This window comes from Parazoarcus sp. PS-13 R2A (genome assembly GCF_057621855.1).
This window is the reverse complement of record NZ_JBYEXN010000014.1, coordinates 64022-84027: the sequence shown is the minus strand read 5'-3', so window position 1 is coordinate 84027 and position 20006 is coordinate 64022. Positions and strand designations below refer to the sequence as shown.

Annotated in this window: 20 protein-coding genes; 6 read left to right on the top strand and 14 right to left on the bottom strand. The window is 64.8% G+C overall.

Annotation, left to right across the window (positions count from 1 at the left end):
• Entirely contained in the window at positions 1–717 is a 717-nt protein-coding gene (locus AC22G6_RS14075) for a YggS family pyridoxal phosphate-dependent enzyme (RefSeq protein WP_487367283.1), read from the bottom strand.
• A 102-nt stretch (positions 718–819) separates the two neighbouring features.
• Between AC22G6_RS14075 and AC22G6_RS14070 the strand changes: the two genes are divergently transcribed.
• Positions 820–1863 carry a type IV pilus twitching motility protein PilT gene (locus AC22G6_RS14070; protein WP_108949787.1) on the top strand — a complete coding sequence of 348 codons (1044 nt, stop codon included), beginning with the start codon at positions 820–822 and terminating at the stop codon, positions 1861–1863.
• 97 nt (positions 1864–1960) lie between these two features.
• Complete coding sequence (locus tag AC22G6_RS14065) at positions 1961–3094, top strand: PilT/PilU family type 4a pilus ATPase (RefSeq protein WP_108949788.1); 1134 nt, start codon at positions 1961–1963, stop codon at positions 3092–3094.
• Between the two features lie 54 nt (positions 3095–3148).
• Here the strand turns inward: AC22G6_RS14065 and AC22G6_RS14060 are convergent, their stop codons facing one another.
• The 11 genes from AC22G6_RS14060 to AC22G6_RS14010 all read right to left on the bottom strand — a co-directional run bounded on the left by AC22G6_RS14060 (position 3149) and on the right by AC22G6_RS14010 (position 13994).
• Complete coding sequence (locus AC22G6_RS14060; RefSeq protein ID WP_487367282.1) at positions 3149–4330, bottom strand: THUMP domain-containing class I SAM-dependent RNA methyltransferase; 1182 nt, start codon at positions 4328–4330, stop codon at positions 3149–3151.
• A gap of 254 nt (positions 4331–4584) precedes the next feature.
• Positions 4585–4800: a hypothetical protein gene (locus tag AC22G6_RS14055; RefSeq protein ID WP_487367281.1), complete on the bottom strand. Its 216-nt coding sequence runs from the start codon at positions 4798–4800 to the stop codon at positions 4585–4587.
• Entirely contained in the window at positions 4797–5831 is a 1035-nt protein-coding gene (locus tag AC22G6_RS14050) for a formate dehydrogenase subunit gamma (RefSeq protein ID WP_487367280.1), read from the bottom strand. The genes AC22G6_RS14055 and AC22G6_RS14050 overlap by 4 nt, the downstream gene beginning before the upstream one ends.
• An 11-nt stretch (positions 5832–5842) precedes the next feature.
• On the bottom strand, positions 5843–6070 hold the full coding sequence (locus AC22G6_RS14045; protein WP_108949791.1) for a hypothetical protein: 228 nt from the start codon (positions 6068–6070) through the stop codon (positions 5843–5845).
• The gene (gene fdh3B, locus AC22G6_RS14040) at positions 6067–6675 is read right to left on the bottom strand and encodes a formate dehydrogenase FDH3 subunit beta (RefSeq protein ID WP_108949792.1); all 609 of its coding nucleotides are present in this window, start codon (positions 6673–6675) and stop codon (positions 6067–6069) included. The genes AC22G6_RS14045 and fdh3B overlap by 4 nt, the downstream gene beginning before the upstream one ends.
• A gap of 16 nt (positions 6676–6691) precedes the next feature.
• The gene (locus AC22G6_RS14035; RefSeq protein ID WP_487367279.1) at positions 6692–9598 is read right to left on the bottom strand and encodes a formate dehydrogenase subunit alpha; all 2907 of its coding nucleotides are present in this window, start codon (positions 9596–9598) and stop codon (positions 6692–6694) included.
• A 13-nt stretch (positions 9599–9611) separates the two neighbouring features.
• Positions 9612–9818, bottom strand: coding sequence for a hypothetical protein (locus AC22G6_RS14030; RefSeq protein WP_108949794.1), 207 nt, complete (start codon positions 9816–9818; stop codon positions 9612–9614).
• A gap of 49 nt (positions 9819–9867) precedes the next feature.
• Positions 9868–10503 carry a TorD/DmsD family molecular chaperone gene (locus AC22G6_RS14025; protein ID WP_487367278.1) on the bottom strand — a complete coding sequence of 212 codons (636 nt, stop codon included), beginning with the start codon at positions 10501–10503 and terminating at the stop codon, positions 9868–9870.
• Complete coding sequence (locus AC22G6_RS14020) at positions 10500–12605, bottom strand: 4Fe-4S binding protein (RefSeq protein ID WP_487367277.1); 2106 nt, start codon at positions 12603–12605, stop codon at positions 10500–10502. Before AC22G6_RS14020 ends, AC22G6_RS14025 begins: the two co-directional genes overlap by 4 nt.
• A 268-nt stretch (positions 12606–12873) precedes the next feature.
• Positions 12874–13506 (bottom strand): DUF3306 domain-containing protein, encoded by a 633-nt coding sequence (locus AC22G6_RS14015; protein ID WP_487367276.1) that lies wholly within the window; start codon positions 13504–13506, stop codon positions 12874–12876.
• A complete protein-coding gene (locus tag AC22G6_RS14010; protein ID WP_108971676.1) occupies positions 13503–13994 on the bottom strand; it encodes a DUF3305 domain-containing protein in 492 nt (163 codons plus the stop codon). Before AC22G6_RS14010 ends, AC22G6_RS14015 begins: the two co-directional genes overlap by 4 nt.
• Before the next feature lie 132 nt (positions 13995–14126).
• Between AC22G6_RS14010 and AC22G6_RS14005 the strand changes: the two genes are divergently transcribed.
• The 4 genes from AC22G6_RS14005 to AC22G6_RS13990 are packed head-to-tail and all read left to right on the top strand — an operon-like array spanning position 14127 to position 17427.
• Positions 14127–15038, top strand: a complete 912-nt coding sequence (locus tag AC22G6_RS14005; protein ID WP_487367275.1) for a Rossmann-like and DUF2520 domain-containing protein — start codon at positions 14127–14129, stop codon at positions 15036–15038.
• A 37-nt stretch (positions 15039–15075) separates the two neighbouring features.
• Entirely contained in the window at positions 15076–15906 is an 831-nt protein-coding gene (locus tag AC22G6_RS14000) for a formate dehydrogenase accessory sulfurtransferase FdhD (RefSeq protein WP_487367274.1), read from the top strand.
• Positions 15903–16508, top strand: coding sequence for a molybdenum cofactor guanylyltransferase MobA (mobA, locus tag AC22G6_RS13995; protein WP_108949800.1), 606 nt, complete (start codon positions 15903–15905; stop codon positions 16506–16508). Before AC22G6_RS14000 ends, mobA begins: the two co-directional genes overlap by 4 nt.
• Positions 16501–17427, top strand: coding sequence for a substrate-binding domain-containing protein (locus AC22G6_RS13990; RefSeq protein ID WP_487367273.1), 927 nt, complete (start codon positions 16501–16503; stop codon positions 17425–17427). Before mobA ends, AC22G6_RS13990 begins: the two co-directional genes overlap by 8 nt.
• Here AC22G6_RS13990 and mobB read toward each other — a convergent pair.
• Both mobB and AC22G6_RS13980 read right to left on the bottom strand, forming a co-directional pair.
• Positions 17393–17911: a molybdopterin-guanine dinucleotide biosynthesis protein B gene (gene mobB, locus AC22G6_RS13985; RefSeq protein ID WP_487367272.1), complete on the bottom strand. Its 519-nt coding sequence runs from the start codon at positions 17909–17911 to the stop codon at positions 17393–17395. The genes AC22G6_RS13990 and mobB overlap by 35 nt on opposite strands.
• Before the next feature lie 13 nt (positions 17912–17924).
• Entirely contained in the window at positions 17925–20000 is a 2076-nt protein-coding gene (locus AC22G6_RS13980; protein WP_487367271.1) for a sensor histidine kinase, read from the bottom strand.
• Positions 20001–20006: the final 6 nt, after the last annotated feature.

Sequence of the window (20006 nt, the reverse complement as noted above, 5' to 3'; positions counted from 1 at the left end):
TCAATGAGATGCCGTCCTGTCCTGATGCGGCGGCAACTGCCGCTCGCCGAATATTGCCGTACCGACGCGAACGATCGTCGCCCCTTCTGCAATCGCTGCCTCGAGATCGTGCGACATGCCCATCGACAGGGTGTCGAGCGTCATTCCCTCCGCCACCAGCGCATCCCGGAGCAGGCGCAGCGCGGCAAAGCGGCTGCGCACCAGGCTTTGGTCGGTGCTGGGTTCGGGAATGCACATCAGGCCGCGCAAGCACAGCTGCGGCAGGACAGCGATCGCCCTCGCCAGCGCAGGCACCTCTGCAGGCGTGACGCCGCTCTTGCTGGCCTCGCCGCTGACATTGACCTGAATGCACACGTTGAGCGGCGGCAGATCGCCCCCGCGCTGGGAAGACAGCCGTTCTGCGATCTTCAGCCGGTCGATGCCGTGCACCCAGTCGAAGGATTCCGCCACCGGACGCGTCTTGTTGCTCTGCAGCGGTCCGATGAAATGCCACTCGAGCCCGGCGTCGCCCAGCGCGGCGATCTTATCCACGCCTTCCTGGACGTAATTTTCGCCGAAAGCACGCTGTCCGGCCGCTGCCGCGGCACGAACATCCTCTGCGGGCTTGGTCTTGCTCACCGCCAGCAGGCGCACCGAGGCCGGATCCCGTCCTGCGGCGCGCGCAGCCGCTACAATCCGTGCGCTAACGGCTTGCAAGTTGGCGGAGATTGATGTCATATTGCCAAAGCCTTTTCTCTCGGAGCACTGCGCCGAAAGTATAGCACCGGCCCCGCCGGCGGCTCCGGACGCCCCTTCCTCAAGCTCGTCAGAACCGACATCATGGACATCACAGAACTCCTCGCCTTTGCGGTCAAGAACAAGGCCTCCGACCTTCACCTCTCGTCAGGCCTGGCGCCGATGATCCGGGTGCACGGAGACGTCCGGCGCATCAACCTGCCGCCGATGGAACACAAGGACGTCCATGCCATGGTGTATGACATCATGAACGACGGCCAGCGCAAGCAGTACGAGGAAACCTGGGAGTGCGACTTTTCCTTCGCCATTCCCAACCTGGCGCGCTTCCGGGTCAACGCCTTCAACCAGAACCGCGGCGCGGGCGCCGTGTTCCGGACCATTCCGTCCAAGGTGCTCACGCTCGAAGAGCTGAACTGCCCGAAGATTTTCAAGGACATCGCCAACCAGCCGCGCGGCATCGTGCTCGTCACCGGCCCCACCGGCTCGGGCAAGTCGACCACGCTGGCGGCCATGGTGGACTACGTCAATGAAAACGAATACGGCCACATCCTCACCGTCGAGGACCCGATCGAGTTCGTGCACGAATCCAAGCGCTGCCTGATCAACCAGCGCGAAGTGCACCGTGACACGATGTCCTTCACCAATGCGCTGCGCGCCTCGCTGCGTGAAGACCCCGACGTCATTCTGGTGGGCGAAATGCGCGACCTCGAAACCATCCGTCTGGCGCTCACCGCGGCCGAGACGGGCCACCTCGTGTTCGGCACCCTGCACACCTCGTCTGCCGCCAAGACCATCGACCGTATCGTCGACGTGTTCCCGGCGGCCGAGAAGGACATGGTACGTTCGATGCTCTCCGAGTCGCTGCGTGCGGTGATCTCGCAGACACTGCTCAAGACCAAGGACGGCGCCGGCCGCGTGGCGGCGCACGAAATCATGATCGGCACCCCTGCAATCCGCAACCTGATCCGCGAGAACAAGATCGCACAGATGTACTCCGCGATTCAGACCGGACAGAACGTCGGCATGCAGACCCTCGACCAGTGCCTGTCCGATCTGGTGCGGCGTAATATCGTGTCCAACGCCGAAGCCAGGCTGAAGGCACAGAACAAGGAAAGCTTCGCCGGCTGATGCAGCACGCCTGCGCCGCGCGTCGGCCGCAGGCGGCAACCGGACGAGACACTCATTCTGCCCGCATGCGCATGCATGCGGCTAAAGGGAGCGGAAAATGGAACGCGATCAGGCACTCAAGTTCATGCACGACCTGCTGCGGCTGATGCTGCAGAAGAACGGCTCCGACCTTTTCATCAACTCCGGATTCCCGCCAGCAATCAAGATCGACGGCCGCATCGTGCCGCAGTCGAATCAGGCGCTGAGCCCCGCTCACACCGCCGAACTCGCCCGCGCGATCATGAACGATCGCCAGGCTGCCGAGTTCGAGGCCACCAAGGAGTGCAACTTCGCGATCTCGCCGGCCGGCATCGGCCGCTTCCGCGCCAATGCCTATATCCAGCAGGGGCGCGTCGGCCTGGTCCTGCGGACCATCGCGCTGAAGATTCCCACTTTCGACGAACTCGGCCTGCCGGCCGTGCTGCGTGACATCGCAATGGCCAAACGCGGCCTGGTGATCTTCGTCGGCGGGACGGGTACCGGCAAGACGACCTCGCTGGCGGCGATGGTCGATTACCGCAACGAGAACAGCTACGGGCACATCATCACCGTAGAAGACCCGATCGAGTATGTGCATCAGCACAAGAACTGCATCATTTCCCAGCGTGAAGTGGGCATCGACACCGAGAACTGGGAGGCCGCGCTGAAGAACACCCTGCGCCAGGCGCCGGACGTGATCCTGATGGGCGAGATCCGCGACCGCGAGACCATGGACTACGCGATTGCCTTCGCCGAAACCGGTCACCTGTGTCTGGCCACGCTGCACGCCAACAGCGCCAACCAGGCAATCGACCGCATCATCAACTTCTTCCCGGAAGAACGTCGCTCGCAGTTGCTGATGGACCTGTCGCTGAACCTGCGCTCGATGATCTCGCAGCGCCTGCTGCCGCTCAAGGACCGCAAGGGCCGCATCCCGGCAGTCGAAGTCCTGCTCAATTCGCCGCTGATCTCCGACCTCATCTTCAAGGGTGAGGTGCCGGGCATCAAGGACATCATGAAGCGTTCGCGCGAGCTCGGCATGCAGACCTTCGACCAGTCGCTGTTCGACCTCTACGAGGAAGGCATGATCACCTACGAGGATGCACTGCGAAACGCCGACTCGGTCAACGACCTGCGCCTGCAGATCAAGCTCAACAGCAAGCTGGGCGACAAGGACATGAGCTCGGGCATCCAGCACCTCGACATCGTCTGACGCAAGAGGCTCCGGCGGCGAACCACGTCGCCGAAGCCCCGGCCTGGCCAGGCCTCAGGAGGGATCCTTCTGTGCGTCATCCGCAGCACGCGGCTTGTCGCGCATGCTGCCGGAAATCACCTTGTACTCGAACAGACGGCACTCGAGCGCACCATTGAACAGCGGGGTGCGCTTGCTGGCCTTGAGACCGATCAGCTTGGCCAGCATCATGTCGCCGCTGAAGAAGTAGCAGCGCCAGCCGGCCCAGTGTTTTTTCAGTGCATCACCGAGCTGCGGATAAAAGGCCGCCAGCTCCTCTGCCTCGCCGATCCGCACTCCGTAGGGTGGATTGGTCACCATCACCCCGGCAGCGAACGGCGCCACCCGGTCGAGGATGTCGGCCCGGTCCAGGGTCACGCACTTGTCGAGTCCGGCGGCGGCCAGGTTCTCGCGGCTTCGGCGCACCTGATCCCCAACAATGTCCGAACCGAAGATCGGCTGCGGCGCGAGCGGCTTGCGCCGTGCCTCTGCCGCGCTGCGCACGGCCGACCAGGTGGCCTCGTCCACATTCTTGAAGCGCTCGAAGCCGAACTTGCGGCCCAGTCCCGGCGCAATCCCGAGCGCCATCTGCGCCGCTTCGAGCAGGAAAGTCCCGCTGCCGCACATCGGGTCGATCAACGGCTCACCGGGTTGCCAGCCGCTGAGTTTGAGGATGCCGGCCGCGATGTTTTCCTTCAGCGGCGCCTCGACCGCAGCCGTCTTGAAACCCCGCTTGTACAGCGGCTCACCCGAGGTATCCATGTACAGGGTGACCATGTCCTTGGTGAGAAAGGCATGAATGCGGATCGCGGGATTCGCAGTGTCCACGTCGGGTCGACGTCCCACCACGGTACGGAAGTGGTCGCACACCGCATCCTTGATGCGCAGCGTGATGAATTCGAGACTCTTCAGGGGCGACTGCTGCGCCGTCACCGATACGCGGATGCTGTCGTCCGGCGTGAACCACTTGGCCCAGGTCACGCTGTAGGCGAGCTTGTAGATGTCGATTTCACCCTGATAGCGGCTGCGCCCCACACGCCAGAGCACGCGCGTCGCCAGGCGGCTCTCGAGGTTGGCGCGATAGCAGCTCGCCCAGTCACCGCTCCACATCACCCCGCCATGAAGAACCTCTGCGCTTGCCGCACCGAAACCCCGCAACTCGTCAGCCAGCAGGTTTTCGAGGCCACGTGGGCAGGGGGAAAAGAATGTTTCGGCCATGAAGCGCTCCGGAATGAATGGAAATGCCACAAGCGGCCGCTGTGGATCACAGGGCTCACGCTCGGGCGGGGCGGAATGCGCGCATTGTAACGTGTGCCACACGCTTGTCCCGACTCAGCTGCATCGGGTGCCGCCCGCAGGAAAAGAAAAACCCCGTCCGACTCGCGCCAGACGGGGCCTGAAGAAGGCCCGGACACCCATACTGGAGGGGAAACGGTGTCCGGGCCCTGTTACTGCGAATCGCACCAGCAGGCTTACTTGCCCGCCTTGAGCTTCCATGCGGCGGCAACACGATCCTGCGCCGCAGCGAGTTGGTCCCCAGCGACCTTGGCTGCCTCCGCGGCCTTTTCCTTGGCCTCGGCCGCCTTGGCCTGAGCTTCTTCCGAAGGCGCGGGCAGTTTGGCCCACACCGGGCCGGTCGCCAGGCCGAGGCCGGCGACGAGCAGCACTGCGCTAAGCATGGATTTCATGAACGTGCTCCTGTAACCGAATCCTGAGGATGACCGGACTTCCCGGCCTTGACGTCGTCGTACCAGAACTCGTGATGCTCCCGGGCCCAGGTCTCATCCACGTAACCGGTCTTCATCGACTGATACGCACCTTCGACACCGATCGTGCCCATGTAGATATGACCGAAGGACAAGGCGAGCAGGACCAGTGCGCCCACGCCGTGCACCATGTTGGCCAGTTGCATGTCGGACCGTGTCCAGCCGTAGTTGGGGAAATCCAGAACCAGTCCGGACAGCACCACCGTCAGACCGAGAAAGGTCACGCCCAACCAGAACCAGGTCTTCTCGCCGAAGTTGAAGCGGCTCGAAGGCACATGATCGCCGCCCAGCAGCCCGCCTGCGCGCTTGATCCAGATCGCATCGCACGCCTGCCATACGTTGTCGCGCAGGAAGGTGAGGATCATCAGCAGCACGAACACGCCGAACACCGGGCCGACATAGTTGTGGATCAGCTTGCCGACCACGAGCAGGGACGCGAAGAACTCCGGCCCGAAGATCGGCGCCAGCACGTGCTTGCCGAACAGGATTGCAACACCGGTAACTGCGAGCAGCAAGAAGGTGATCGCTGTTCCCCAGTGCGCAAAACGCTCGAAGCCCGAGAATCGCTTCATCTTGCGACCGGTCGGCTTGTCATGCAGTTTCATCGTGCCCTTGACCAGCCAGAACAGCGCAATGGCAGACGGCACGAGGATCAGCAGCCAGCCACCGTACTGGGTGATCGGGCCGTTGCGCCACTGCCGCCAAGTATTGCCCTCGCTCTGGATCAGGACGCCGGCTTCCGGCCCCTTTGCCAAAGTGAAGTGCTCCTGGCCCGAGCGCACTTCCCGCCACACCGGCGCGTTGTTCAGCGGCTGCGACTGCTCGCGCGCCACCTGTTCGGCAGCCGCCTCGCCTGCCGCGTGTGCAGGCATGAAGGCGCCGAACAGCGCCATCATCCAGCACAGCATGACAAGCCGCAGGGCGCTGCCGCGACGCATGAAGAATGTCTTCATGGTGAGCCTCCTCACTGGGTGCGGTTGTATTCGTTCTGCGCGCGGGCGCGATTCTTCATCGCCAGCTCCCAGGCCGCCTTGTCACCCTTGAACACCGGGTTGTCCCAGGGCTGGCTGTCGGCCTTGCCCTGATACTTGCCCTGCTCGTAAGTGACCACCTGCGGCTGCTCGCCACAGCCCGCCAGCCCGCCGGCCAGCGCGACCGCGGCCAGCATCGACATCAAGCCTCGTGCGCTCATTTCGCGCCCTCCTTCTGCTCTTCACCGTAGGCCGTCATCCAGCCCCAGGCTTCCAGACCCTTGCCACGACGCAGCACGCGGTCGCGGAAGATGTCGGACACGGCAGCCGAATCGCCCGCCAGCAGCGCCTTGGTCGAGCACATTTCGGCACAGGCCGGCAGCTTGCCTTCGGCCAGACGGTTGGAGCCGTACTTGGCGTACTCCTCCTTGGAACCGGTCTCTTCCGGACCACCGGCACAGAAGGTGCACTTGTCCATCTTGCCGCGCTCGCCAAAGGCGCTCGGGCCGTTGGGGAACTGCGGCGCGCCGAACGGACAGGCGAAGAAGCAATAGCCACAGCCGATGCACATGTCCTTGTCGTGCAGCACCACGCCGCCGTCTGCCTTGTAGAAGCAGTTGGTCGGGCACACGGCCATGCACGGCGCGTCCGAACAGTGCATGCAGGCCACCGACATCGAGCGCTCGCCCGGCACACCGTCGTTGATCGTCACCACACGGCGTCGGTTGACGCCCCATGGCACCTCGTTCTCGTTCTTGCAGGCGGTGACACAGCCGTTGCACTCGATGCAGCGCTCTGCGTCACACAGAAATTTCATGCGTCCCATTATTCTCTCCTCCCCCTCAGGCCTTCATGACCCGGCACAGGGTCGTCTTGGTTTCCTGCATCATCGTCACCGAGTCATAACCGTAGGTGGTCGCGGTGTTGACCGACTCGCCACGCACGATTGGCGCCGCACCCTCCGGGTAGTACTTGAGCATGTCCTCACCCTGCCACCAGCCGGAGAAGTGGAAGGGCAGGAATACCGTGCCCGCACCCACCCGCTCCGTGACCTGGGCACGCACCTTGAGCTTGGCCTTGGTCGGTGACTCGACCCACATGTAATCGCCGTTGCGGATGCCCTGGTCGTTGGCGTCCTTCGGGTTCACTTCGGCGAACATCTCCTGCTGCAGCTCGGCCAGCCACGGGTTGGAGCGGGTTTCCTCGCCACCGCCCTCGTACTCGACCAGGCGTCCCGAGGTCATGATCAGCGGATACTCCTTGGAGATGTCCTTGACCTTGTCCTGCAGCGACTTGTACAGCGTGGGCAGACGCCAGAAGGCCATCTTGTCGGCGTGGGTCGGGTACTTCTCGACCATGTCCGGACGTGGCGAATAGATCGGCTCGCGGTGCAGCGGCACCGGATCGGGGAAGTTCCACACCAGCGCACGCGCCTTGGCGTTGCCGAAGGGGTGGCAACCGTGATTCTTCATCACCACGCGCTGGATGCCGCCGGAAATGTCGGTCTTCCAGTTCTTGCCGTCGGCCAGTGCCTTTTCCTCGTCGGTGAGTTCATCCCACCAGCCGAGCTTCTTCAGCAGCACATGGTCGAACTCGGGATAGCCCATCTGCAGGTCCGCACCCTTGGAGGCCGAACCGTCCTCGGCGAGCAGCGACACGCCATCGCGCTCGACGCCGAAGTTGGCGCGGAAGTTGCCGCCGCCGTCCATGACGTGCTTCGAGGTGTCGTACAGGTTGGGCGTACCGGGGTGCTTCATCTCGGGGGTGCCGAAGCAGGGCCACGGCAGACCGAAGTAGTCGCCGTCGCACGGACCGCCCGAAGCCTTCAGCGTCTTCACATCGAAGGTGTGCATGTTCTTCATGTGCAGCTTGAGACGCTCTGGCGACTGGCCGGTGTAGCCGATGGTCCAGGTGCCGCGGTTGATCTCGCGCAGGATGTCCTCGATCTCCGGCTCGTCCCAGCCCTGCTTGTCCTTGTTGAGCTTGACGTTCTTCACCAGCTCGTCGGCAAAGCCGAACTTCTTGGCGAAGGCATACATGATGGTGTGGTCGGGCTTGGACTCGAACAGCGGCTCGATGACTTTCTCGCGCCACTGGATGGAGCGGTTCGACGCGGTGCAGGAGCCGTAGGTCTCGAACTGGGTCGCGGCCGGCAGCAGATACACGCCGTCCTTGCGCACCATCGCCGCCATCGATGCGGTGGCCGACGGATAGGGGTCGATCACCACCATGGTGTCGAGCTTCTTCATCGCCTCGACCATTTCCGCACCACGCGTCTGCGAGTTGGGCGCATGGCCCCAGTACACCACTGCGCGCAGGTTCGAATCCTGGTCGATCAGTTCGTTGTCCTCGAGCACGCCGTCGATCCAGCGCGACACGGTGATGCCCGATTTGGTCATCATCGCCTCGGAGGCATAACGCCCCTTGATCCACTCGTAGTCCACGCCCCACACCGTGGCCCAGTGCTTCCACGAGCCGGCAGCCAGACCGTAGTAGCCCGGCAGCGAATCGGGGTTGGGGCCGACGTCGGTCGCGCCCTGCACGTTGTCATGGCCGCGGAAGATGTTGGTGCCGCCACCGGACTTGCCGACGTTGCCCAGCACCAGCTGCAGGATGCACATTGCGCGCACGTTGGCGTTGCCGACGGTGTGCTGGGTCTGGCCCATGCACCACACCACGGTCGAGGGCTTGTTCTTCGCCATCGCCTCGGCGACCCTGAAGACCTGCTCTTCGGAGATACCGGTGACCTCGGTCACCTTCTCCGGCGTCCAGGTCATGATCTCTTCCTTGACCTTTTCCAGGCCGAAGACGCGATCGTTGATGTACTTGGTGTCTTCCCAGCCGTTCTTGAAGATGTGGTACAGCATGCCCCAGATGAAGGGGATGTCGGTACCGGAGCGGATGCGGACGTAGTAATCGGCCTTGGCCGCAGTGCGGGTGAAGCGCGGATCCACCACGACCATCTTGGCGCCGTTTTCCTTGGCGTGCAGGATGTGCAGCAGCGACACCGGATGCGCCTCGGCTGCGTTCGAGCCGATGAACAGCATCGCCTTGGCGAACTGCATGTCGTTGTAGGAGTTGGTCATCGCGCCGTAACCCCAGGTGTTCGCAACGCCGGCCACCGTGGTGGAGTGGCAGATGCGAGCCTGGTGGTCACAGTTGTTCGTGCCCCAGAAAGACACGAACTTGCGCAGCAGATAGGACTGCTCGTTGTTGTGCTTGGACGAGCCCACCCAGTACACCGCGTCCGGACCGCTTTCCTCGCGGATCTTCAGCAGGCGATCGCCCACTTCATTCAGGGCCTGCTCCCAGCTGATCTTCTGGTACTTGCCGTCGACCAGCTTCATCGGGTACTTCAGGCGATGTTCGCCGTGACCGTGCTCGCGCACCGATGCACCCTTGGCACAGTGCGCGCCGAGGTTGATCGGGGAGTCGAACACCGGCTCCTGGCGCACCCACACGCCGTTCTTCACCACCGCATCCACCGCACAGCCCACCGAACAGTGGGTACACACGGTGCGCTTGATTTCCTCGCCACCGGCCATGCGGTTTTCAGCCGGTGCCGCCGCTTCGGCACTACCGATCAGGTTGTAGGGCAGCTGGGTGGCAATCGCACCGGCACCCATGCCAAGGCCTGAATGCTTGAGGAAGGCGCGGCGGTCCATGGTCTTGCCCATGATGCGGGCGGCCGAGCTGCGCAAACGCCGGTTGCTGCTGCCGCTCGCGACGGCACTTTTCCTGGTCAACATCGTTTGCTCTCCTTCAGATGCGCGCAGTGCGGTAGTAGTTGCGCATGTGCTCGCTGGTGCCGACGCGCTCGCTGGAGGCGGCACTCTTCACCGCCTGCTCAACTGCCGGTGCAGCCGGCCCGCTCGCCACCGTGGCCACCGCTGCCGCACCCGCGGCACCGCCAGCCCCGAGCGACAGCAGGAAATTCCGCCGCGACAGCTTGGTCTTGTTTTCGCTCATCCTCGTTCTCCCCATCAATTAGACGGACTGCGGGCCTTGGTCGGCCCGATCACACCATGTCGAACGCCTGGCGCTCGATATCGAAAAAGGCCTGCAGCAGGCTGCCGACCCGTACATAGAAACTGGCCGACGGCGCTGCCGCGACCTCTGCCACGAAAGCGCCGTACCACGGCGCCAGGTGGCGACTGAAAAACGCCTGTTGCCGCATCAGGCCTTCGTCGTCCGGACCGGTCACCACCAGATGCCGCATCACTTCGGCCAGTGCGGCGATGTGGTCCTCGGTTTCGGCCACGCCTTCGCGACGACCGAGCCCGAGTTCGATCAGGTCCTCGCGCAATTCCGCCAGCGGTTCTTCCTGCAGGAAACCGGTCAGGTACCACGAGCCATTGAGCATGACTTCGGCACGGCCCACGCCCTGAAACAGGGCGGAATACTCGGCGGCCACCGCCTCGGCCGTGGTCGCTGCCGCGGCTTCGCCAAGGGCCGCCCAGGCCTCGGGAAACGCCCCCTTGCCTGCACCCAGCACCTGCGCAGTCCGGCTCAGACCCTCCAGCAGGGCTGCATCCGGCGCAGCAAAATACAGACGGGCAAGCAGCGCATAGTGTTCGGCACGAGCACGGTCCTCATCCGACCACGCCGGTGCGGGCTGCAGACTGCGGGCATCGGAACTCATCGGTGCGTTCATTCGGTCATGTCCCAGGCTTTGGTGCTCTTCTCGTTCTTCATCAGGTCGATCACCCTGCAGTCGCCGCACATGCGCAGGCGGCCGAGTTCGGTGGCCGAGGCAAACATCGAGTGACCGGTAAGGCGGGAAATCATCGCCTCGATCATCGGCGAGGCGCCCATCGCCTTGCCGCAGCTCACGCAGTGGAAGGTGTCGGCTTCGCGCAGCTTGCGCGCGCGGCGGGCCTCGTCACCGAACAGCAAACGCGGCTCGAGACTGAGCGCCGACTCCGGACAGGCATTCACGCACAGTCCGCACTGCAGGCAGTTGCGTTCGATGAAATCGAGGCGGTAGGAATCGTTGGACGCGCGCAGCGCACCGGCCGGACAGGCGCCGGTACAGGCCATGCACAGGGTACACGCATCGCTCGCCATGACCTGGCCGAAGGGCGCCCCGGCCTTGAGTGCCACCATCGCCGGCACACCGGCTTCGGTACGCGCCGCAGGCGCTTCGGCGACCAGATGCCGCAGCGCCAGCTCGAGGGTTTCGCGCTTCTTCGGCAGCAGGCGGAAACTCGCCGGCCGGCCCACGGCCGTTGCCGGGGTCCAGTCCCACAGCGCGCGCTCGAGCTTCTGCCAGTCGTCGGCATCGGCTGCATCGACGATACGCACCGGCTCGCCGGCATAGCCGAGCGCACCGAGAATCGCCGCAGCATGTCCGGCCTGAGCCTGCAGCGGCGCGGGATCGTGGCTGCCGGCCGTCAGTACGGCCACCTGACAGGCACCCATCGCCAGGGTGCCGAGCATCAGGTCGAGGCCGATCGCGTCGGCGCTCCAGATTTCAACCGGAATCACCCGTGCCGGCAGGCCGCGACCGCGGCGCGCCAGCCGCTCGATGAGCTTGCCGCCGGCATCGGCCGCATGAAACAGCACGCAGGCATCGCTGCCACCGGCGCGCGCGTATTCGCTCAGCACGGTCTTGACCTGCAGGCCGACGTCAGGCACCCGTGGATACTGGAAGGAGAGCGCACCCGACGGGCACACCGTGCTGCAGGTGCCGCAGCCCTTGCACAGATAGGGATCGACCGCGATCACGTCGCCGTTGCTGCGGATCGCCTCGGTGGAGCAGACCTCGATACAGTTGTTGCAGCCCGACTTGCGCGAACGGCTGTGTGCGCACAGCCCGGACTCGAACGCCACATAACGCGGCTTTTCGAACTCGCCGACGCATTCGCCGAGGGCCTGAACCGCCAGCGCCTGATCGAAAGGATCGCGACCGGGCGCGGCATAGCCGTCGGGCAGTTCGACACGCTTGAGCAGAGGCTCGGCCTGCAGATCGAGCACCAGATCGAACTGCTCGCTGCGTGCAACATCCTTGCGGGAAAAATCGATCGCGCCAATCTCACCACAGGCGGTGACACAGGCGCGATGGCTCTTGCACTTGTTCGCATCGACCTGAAAATCGAAACCGATCGCACCTTCCGGACAGGCCTTGATACAGGCGTTGCAGCGTACGCACAGATCGAGATCGATCGGGTTCTGCTGCGTCCAGCTCAGCTCGAAGGCGCCCAGATGGCCCTTGAGCACCAGCGGGCTGCCCGACCATACCGGATACGCATTCTCGGCCGGCAATTCAACTTCGCCCGCACGCTCGGTCATCAGCACCGAGACCTCGAAACTGCCGGACAGGCGCTCGGCCCAACCCAGCGCGGCACCCGCTTCGCCGACGATCAGCAAGGCGCGGCCGGCCTGCATCTGCACGCCGGTCACCGGCTCGACTTCGGGCAGGGTGGTCGCTGCCGCGATCAGGGCCGCCATCTTCGGCGTCACCGCTGCGCGCTCGTCCGACCAGCCGGCGTTCTCGCGCACGTTGAAGAAGCGGATCGGGCGGGCGGCATCAATGGAGTCGGCGAGTTCGGAGAACAGGGCCGACTCCTGCGTACAGGAGACTGCCACGTCGCACCCGGCAGCGAGGTCAGCCTCCAGCACCGGCAGTTCGCGGCGGCAGAGTTCGTGATGAACCGAAACGCCGGCGCCGGACGAAAGTCCGCTCAGCCGCTCGGCGTCGAGGTCGAAGCTGCGATTGCAATCGCAAAGACGGATCTGTTTGCTGCTGTTGCGCATTGGCCCACATCCTTTGAGGTGTGGACTTAAAGCAGTCTCCGGGCCTATGCAATCCACCTCATAAGCGCAAAAAGAAACCAGAACACCTGAACAGAACGGAGATCAACGCATCGAAAGGACAAAATGTCTCAGTCGAGCCAATATGTCGCATCAACTTGATTTATTGCGGCGCAATATTGGAATGCGCAGTTCATGCCCGATGATTGAGCCATTTGCCTGAGCTCACTGGCAGCAAATGCGACAGAAACGGGAAACCGGAGGTGGACCTTCAGCGCCCGGCAGACGCAGCATGATCGATGGGTGCGGCTTCGACGCCGCCGGCAGAAGATGCTTCGCCCCCCGCTGCCGCAGGGCAGGACTGGCTTGGCTCGGTCGGCGCAGGCTCGGTCGCGCCCGCTTCCGGCAGCAAGGCGTCGCCCGCTGACGGCTCGTCCGGGGTCTGCGCCACCTGCTGCGACGTCGACTCGGCAGCGGCGTCGGCGTCCTCCTTCTCATCGCGATCGGCCAGCCATTCGGCCGCCGAGCGCAGCTTGGCCAGCAGTTCCGGCGGAATCGGCGTCGACACGGAGTAGTCGTCGATGTAGATGTCCAGCCCGTCCATCACATTGAAGTGCGGGTCATTGAACAGCTTCTTCAGCGCCTGCCGACGCAGCCCCTCGCTCACCTCATCCTTGAGGAAGGCGGTGAAATCGGAGTCGAGTGCAAGCGAGGCGATATCCGGCAACGCTGCCGGCTCCGCGACCTGATCGACACCCGCCGGCGACCCACCCTCGACAGCCGCAGCGGCCGCGGGCGGAACCGTTGCCGCGGGGACCTGCTGTTCAGCCTCGACCCCGGTCTCCCCAACCGGTGCCAGCTTCAGGCGTGACCAGCGCGACAGGAACCGTCCCGGTGTGCTCATGCCCGCCCCCTGTCCTGCGCCAGCGGGTCATTGCGCCGCACCTTCCTGCGCGGCGCCGGCTTGTAATGCGTATTGACGAAGTCGCCCACCCAGTCGGCCACCTCGCGCGACATCGGAATGCCATCCACCTGCTCGCCGGAATCCAGCCAGCGCGCCGCCTCGCCGTAACTTACGGAAGTGACCTCGGGCGCTGCAATCTCGCCCTCCTTGCGCCACATCACGAAGACCTTGGGGATCGGCGAACTCATGTTGAGAAAGTAGTTGTCGACCTCGTCGCGAAAAAGCTCCAGCCGGAAGCCGTCAAACAGCCACTGATCGCGATCGTCTTCGTTCAGGATCTGGCGCGGCGCCGGCCTCGGCGCGCCCGGCTCGGACTGCGCCTCTGCATCGAACGCCGGCACCACGCCCACTGCCTCCCAGGCCTCATCGACCCAGCGATTCTGCAAGCGTCGACGCTCCATGATCACGGCTACGGGAAAGTGGTGCATGCGGACATTCCTTGGATGGGTACGAATCTCGTTTACAGAATACGTCAGCCAGCGGCCGCGCGCATCGCAGCGCAGACTCCGCGCCGCCGCCACTGCCCTGCATTGTGGACCGCCCTCACATACAATCGATCCATGCTCATTCCAACGCTCAACCTGATTGGTCCCGGCCGCCTCGGGCGCACCCTCGCCCGTCTGTGGCAGGACAAGGGCCTGGTGCGAATTGGCGCCGTCGCCGGCCGCGATGCCGGACGCTGCAGCAGCGCATGCCAATTCATCGGCGGAGGCACGCCCATTGTCGAAGGCCCGCTGCCAGCCGCCGAGCTGTGGCTGATCGCCACGCCGGACGACGCCATCGCCGGCGTCGCCGCACGTCTCGCCGCAGACGCTGCACTGCGCCCGGGCGACATCGCATTTCACTGCAGCGGCGCGCTCGCCTCGGCCGTCCTCGCCCCCCTGCAGGCAGGCGGCGCCCACACTGCGAGCATCCACCCGCTCAAGTCCTTCGCCAGCCCGGACACCGCAATCACAAGCTTCGACGGCACCTTCTGCGCCTGCGAAGGCGAGCCCGAAGCCGTGCAGCGCCTCGCCCCCCTGTTCGACGCCATCGGCGCCCGCCGTTTTGCGGTGATGTCCGAACACAAGCTGCGATACCACGCCGCCGCCGTACTGGCCTGCAACCACCTCGTCGCGCTGATGGAGGCCGCACTGCGCTGCATGGAAGGCGCCGGCGTGAACCGCGACACCGCATGGTCCGCACTGCAACCACTGGTCGCCGGCACGCTCGCCAACGTCGACCGTAACGGCACCCGCGCCGCACTGACCGGACCGGTGGCACGCGGCGACAAGCAGACCATCCGCGACGAGATCGACGCGACCACAGACCTCGACCCCGAGCTGGGCGAAGCCTACCGCGCACTGTCGCTGGTGGCGCTCAACCTGGCCCCGCCCGACAACGGCCTCACCCGCGCCGACATCTCAGGCAGTTCAAAGGGGTCAGAGTCGTTTGAACGCCGATCAAACGACTCTGACCCCTTTGAACGATGAGGCTACAATCCCCGCTCCACCCCATGGCAAGGCCCGCATGAATCTCCCGACCGCCCGACGCCCTGTGCTCAGCAGCGCCAGCCGTCCGCTTACCGTTACCATCCCTGCCGTCAATGAACTCGGCGAGGCAGTGCCCACCGCGATTGCGGGCGAGCACCCGCTCACGCTCTACGTCGACAAGCGCGAGATCGTCACCCTGATGACCCTGGGCGCCGCCCCCGAAGCGCTGGCCATTGGCTGGCTGCGCAACCAGCGCCTGGTCAAGAGCCTGGACGAAATCGCCTCGGTACAGGTCGACTGGGAGGTCGAAGCGGTCTCCATCACCACCCGCAATGGCCTGCAGGACGCCGACGAGCGTCTCGGCACCCGCACCGTCACCACTGGCTGCGGCCAGGGCACGGTCTTCGGTGGACTGATGGACGAAATCGACAACATCCGACTGCCTGCCCAGCGCAGCCTGTCGCAGGCCACGCTCTATGCACTGATGGACGCCGTGCGGCATCACGAATCCATCTACAAACAGGCCGGCGCCGTACACGGCTGTGCCCTCGCACACGCCACGCCCGAAGGCAGCGAAGTGCTGATGTTTGTCGAGGACGTCGGCCGTCACAACGCGGTGGACGCGATCGCCGGTCACATGTGGCTGGACGGGCTCGACGGCAGCGACAAGATCTTCTACACCACCGGCCGCCTCACCTCAGAGATGGTGATCAAGACGGCACAGATGGGCATCCCCTTCCTGGTTTCACGCTCCGGTCTCACCAAGATGGGCTGGGACATCGCGCAGAAACTCGGCCTGACCATGATCGGTCGCGCCCAGGGCAAACACTATCTGCTGTTCAGCGGCGAGGAGTACTTCAAGCGATGAGCGCCGAGAAAATCACCGGTGTCGTTCTTGCCGGCGGCATGGGCCGTCGCATGGGTGGCGTGGACAAGGGCCTGGTCGAACTCGACGGCAAACCGATGGCCGCCCATGTGCTGGCACGGCTCGCCCCTCAGGTCGATGAGCTGATGATCAACGCCAACCAGAACACCGAGGCTTACGCGGCCTTCGGCCACCCAGTGTTCGGCGACGACATCCCCGACTTTGCCGGCCCGCTCGCCGGTCTGCATGCGGCGCTGGTGCGCGCCAGCCATCCGCTGGTGGTCACCGCCCCCTGCGACTCGCCCTTTCTGCCCGCCGACCTCGTTGCCCGGCTCGCGACCGCGCTGCACGCCAATGCAGCCGACCTCGCTGTCGCCAAGACCTTCGACCAGGCGCATCCGGTGTTCTGCCTGTGCCGGCGCACGCTGGCCGATCACCTGCACGCCTTCCTTGCCGGGGGCGGGCGCAAGATCGACCGCTGGTACGGCAGCCTCAACATCGTCGAAGTCCCCTTCGACGACGAGGAAGCAGCGTTTCGCAACATCAATACCCGCGATGAACTCAGCGCGGCCGCAAGCGGCACCCTGCCCGGTGGCCGTGACTGATCGCGACCTGCCCCGCCCGGCCGGCGATGCTGCAGCAGACAGCCCCAACCTGACCGCGCGTCAGGCCGCGGCCTACCTGCACCTGAACGAGAAGAAGCTCTACGAGCTCGCCAATGCGCGCGAGATTCCCGCGGTGCGGGTCGGCGGCAAATGGCTTTTTCCGCGCCCCTTGCTGGAGGAGTGGCTGCGCGAACAGGCGCATGGCGGCGTGCTCACCGACCGCCTGCTGATCACCGGCAGCGACGACCCGCTGCTCGCGGCCGTCGTCACCTCGCTGGTCCCGCAACTCGGCGGCGAAGCCTATGTGGCCTACAGCCCCACCGGCACCCTGCCGGGGCTGGAGCTGCTGGCCCGGCGCCGCGCCAACATCTGCGCCCTGCACTGGGGCGGCGTCGATACCAGCGCAGCCCAGCACAGCATGCTGCTGCGCCGCTTCAGTCAGCACCCGCAATGGACCCTGGTGCGTCTCGCGCACCGCGAGCAGGGCGTGATGCTTCGCCGCGAGCTCAGCATCGACGGCATCGAGACGCTCGCCGCCTTCGACTACCGCTGGGCGATGCGCCAGCCCGGCGCCGGCTCACGTCACTTCCTTGAATCGGCACTGGCCAGTCGCGGCTTTCGACCCGATGACTGCAGCGTGGTCGCCGAAGCCCGCACCGAACGCGAGGCCGCCGGCCTGCTGGCGCGCGAAGAAGCCGACTGCGCGCCGGGCACCCGCGCCGCCGCGGCCGAGTTCGGTCTCGGCTTCATCAGCCTCGGCTGGGAAGCCTTCGACCTCGCATTGCCACGCGAAATCGTGTTCCGCAAACTGTTCCAGCAACTGCTGCGGTGCTACGGCAGCGCCGACATGCAGCGCCTGGCCACACGCCTGGGCGGCTACGACCTCAGCCCGCTTGGGCAGGTGCTGGGCAGCGATTAAAAGCGAAGTCGACGACGAAGTCGGCCACCGCCTGCGGATCGTTGATGTCGAGACAGGGCAGGGTCGTGCTCACCGCCACGTCGGTTGCAAGCGCAACGATATTGGGATCGTCCGGAAACAGCAATGGCTCGGGGACCGCATCGCGATGCACCTCGATCTTCGGGATCGCCGCGCGCTTGAAACCCTCGACCAGCACCAGATCACAGTGCGACAGCTTTCCGAGCAGCTCGTCCAGCGACATCTCGTCCTCGCCGCGCAACTCGTGCATCAGCGACCAGCGCAGACCGGAGCTGATCAGCACCTCGCGGCAACCGGCGTGGCGGTGACGCCAGGAATCCTTGCCCTGGTGGTCGATATCGAAGGTATGGTGGGCGTGCTTGACCAATGACACCGCGAGACCGCGCTGCGACAGGATGCCGATCACCTGCTCGACCAGCGTCGTCTTGCCACTGCCGGACCAGCCGGCGAATCCGATCACTTTCATCGTCTCTTTCCTGTCAGCCACCGCTGTTGCGGGCCGCTTCTGCGTGTTCGTTGCGATACATCGGCTCGGCGCGAATCCACAGGGTGAAGGCCGCCCCCTTGCCATAGATGCTATCCACCGTGATGCGGCCACCGTAGCGTTCGATCAGTGAATAGCTGATCGACAGCCCAAGCCCGGTGCCCTGCGTCTTCTTGGTGGTGAAAAAGGGGTCGAATATACGCGCGAGATCGTCCTCGCGGATACCCTGACCGGTGTCGCTCACCGTGATGCACACCCCGCAGGGCATGTCATGTTCATCCCACGGCGTCGAACTCAGGGTCAGCGTGCCGCCGTCGGGCATCGCCTGCACCGCGTTGACGATCAGATTGATCAGGACCTGCTGCAGTTCCTGGGTGTTGATCTCCACCCGCCGCGTGGTCTGCAGATGCTGCACCACTTTCACGCCGCGGCTGGTCAGATGCTGCCGGGTGAGCACCAGACAATCGGCAATCACCGTGGCCGGGTCGACCGTTTCGACATAGCCCGCGAACTCCCCGGGGCGGGCAAACTGCAGCAGCTTGGTTACGATCAGCCGGATGCGGTTGACCTGCTCGTCGATCAGGCGGATCTCGCTCATCACCGGCGCAGCCTGCGCCCCGAGCTCTTCGCGCAAGAGATCGAGGTTGCCCTGGATGACCGCCGTCGGATTGCTGATCTCGTGCGCCACGCCTGCGGTCAGCTCGCCAATCGCGGCGAGCTTCTCGCTCATCAGCAACTGGCGCTGGGCAGCGCGCAACTCGGTGTTGGCCGTTTCAAGGTCGCGGGTGCGCGCCTCCACCTTGCGGTCGAGCGAAGCGGCAAGCTGCTCAAGCTGATCACGCTTGAGCGCGAGCACATCGAGCAGGCGATCGAACTCGCGCGCCAGCAGACCGAGCTCGTCGCGACTGTCGACCGGGCCGACCCGCGCCGAATTGTCACCCCGGCCGATACTGCGAATTGCGCCGTGCATGCGCTCGATCGGGCGGAAGATGCTGCGCGCCCAATGCAGCGACCACACCGCACCGATGATGCTGATGGCGAGGAAGAGACAGAAGATCACCAGCAGGGCAACCGTCTTCGCCGCACTGAAAGGCGCCTCGAGAAAGCCGACGTAAAGCATGCCGACTCGCGTCCCCTGGCTATCGACGATCGGCTCATACCCCGACACATACCAGTCGTTGACGACGAAAGCCCGCTCCAGCCAGGGCTTTCCATCGGTGAGGACGTGCTTGCTCACCTCGGCCGAGGCCCGGGTGCCAAGCGCACGTTCTCCCTCGAAAAGACGCACATTGGTGGCAATGCGGGCATCGCCAAGGAAGAGCGTTGCCGTGCCCTTGCTGCCAAGCGGCAGGGAATCCTCGCGATAGACGATGGCATTGATGGTGTCGACAATGCCAAGGTTGCCGTTGAGCAGCACCCCGCCCTCGATCACGCCGGCCAGGTTGCCACGGGCGTCGAACACCGGCGCCGCAGCGTGAATCACCATGCCGCGGTCTTCCCGGGTACGCGAATCGGGCGCCGCCCGCGGCGTATCGACCAGCGCGAGGCGCGCACGGTCACGCAGTTCCGGAGAGATCGCGGCCAGTGCGTCGGCGCTGAAGACCTCGACCACGCTCCGCTCGCCCGCACCCTCGCGGATCGCGCGCGACACGATGGCCCACTCGCCACGCTCCGCGCCTGCGGGCAGATGCCCGGTGGAATGCAGAACCCGGCCATTGACGTCGAGCACATTGATGAAATCGAGCCCGAGCTCGCCTTGTGCCGCCTTCAGCAAACCCTCTGAGCCGCCTTCGGCAAGCGCCTGCGCAAGCTGCCGCGAAGTCGCAAGCCCGCCCACCCGGATGCCGACCCCTTCCACGACCCGGTCAAAATACTCATTGGCCGTGACCAGGTCGCTGCCGACCTTGAACACCAGCAGCTTGTTGTAATAGGTGTGGCTCCAGTACCAGGTGAGCCCCATGATGATCGGAAAGCCGAGCATCAGCGGCGCCAGCACGAGGAAGAGCAGCTTGGCACGGACCGAGCCGAGGAAATACGCCAGCGGCGGCCTCAGAAAACGGGGAACTTGCATCGAGCG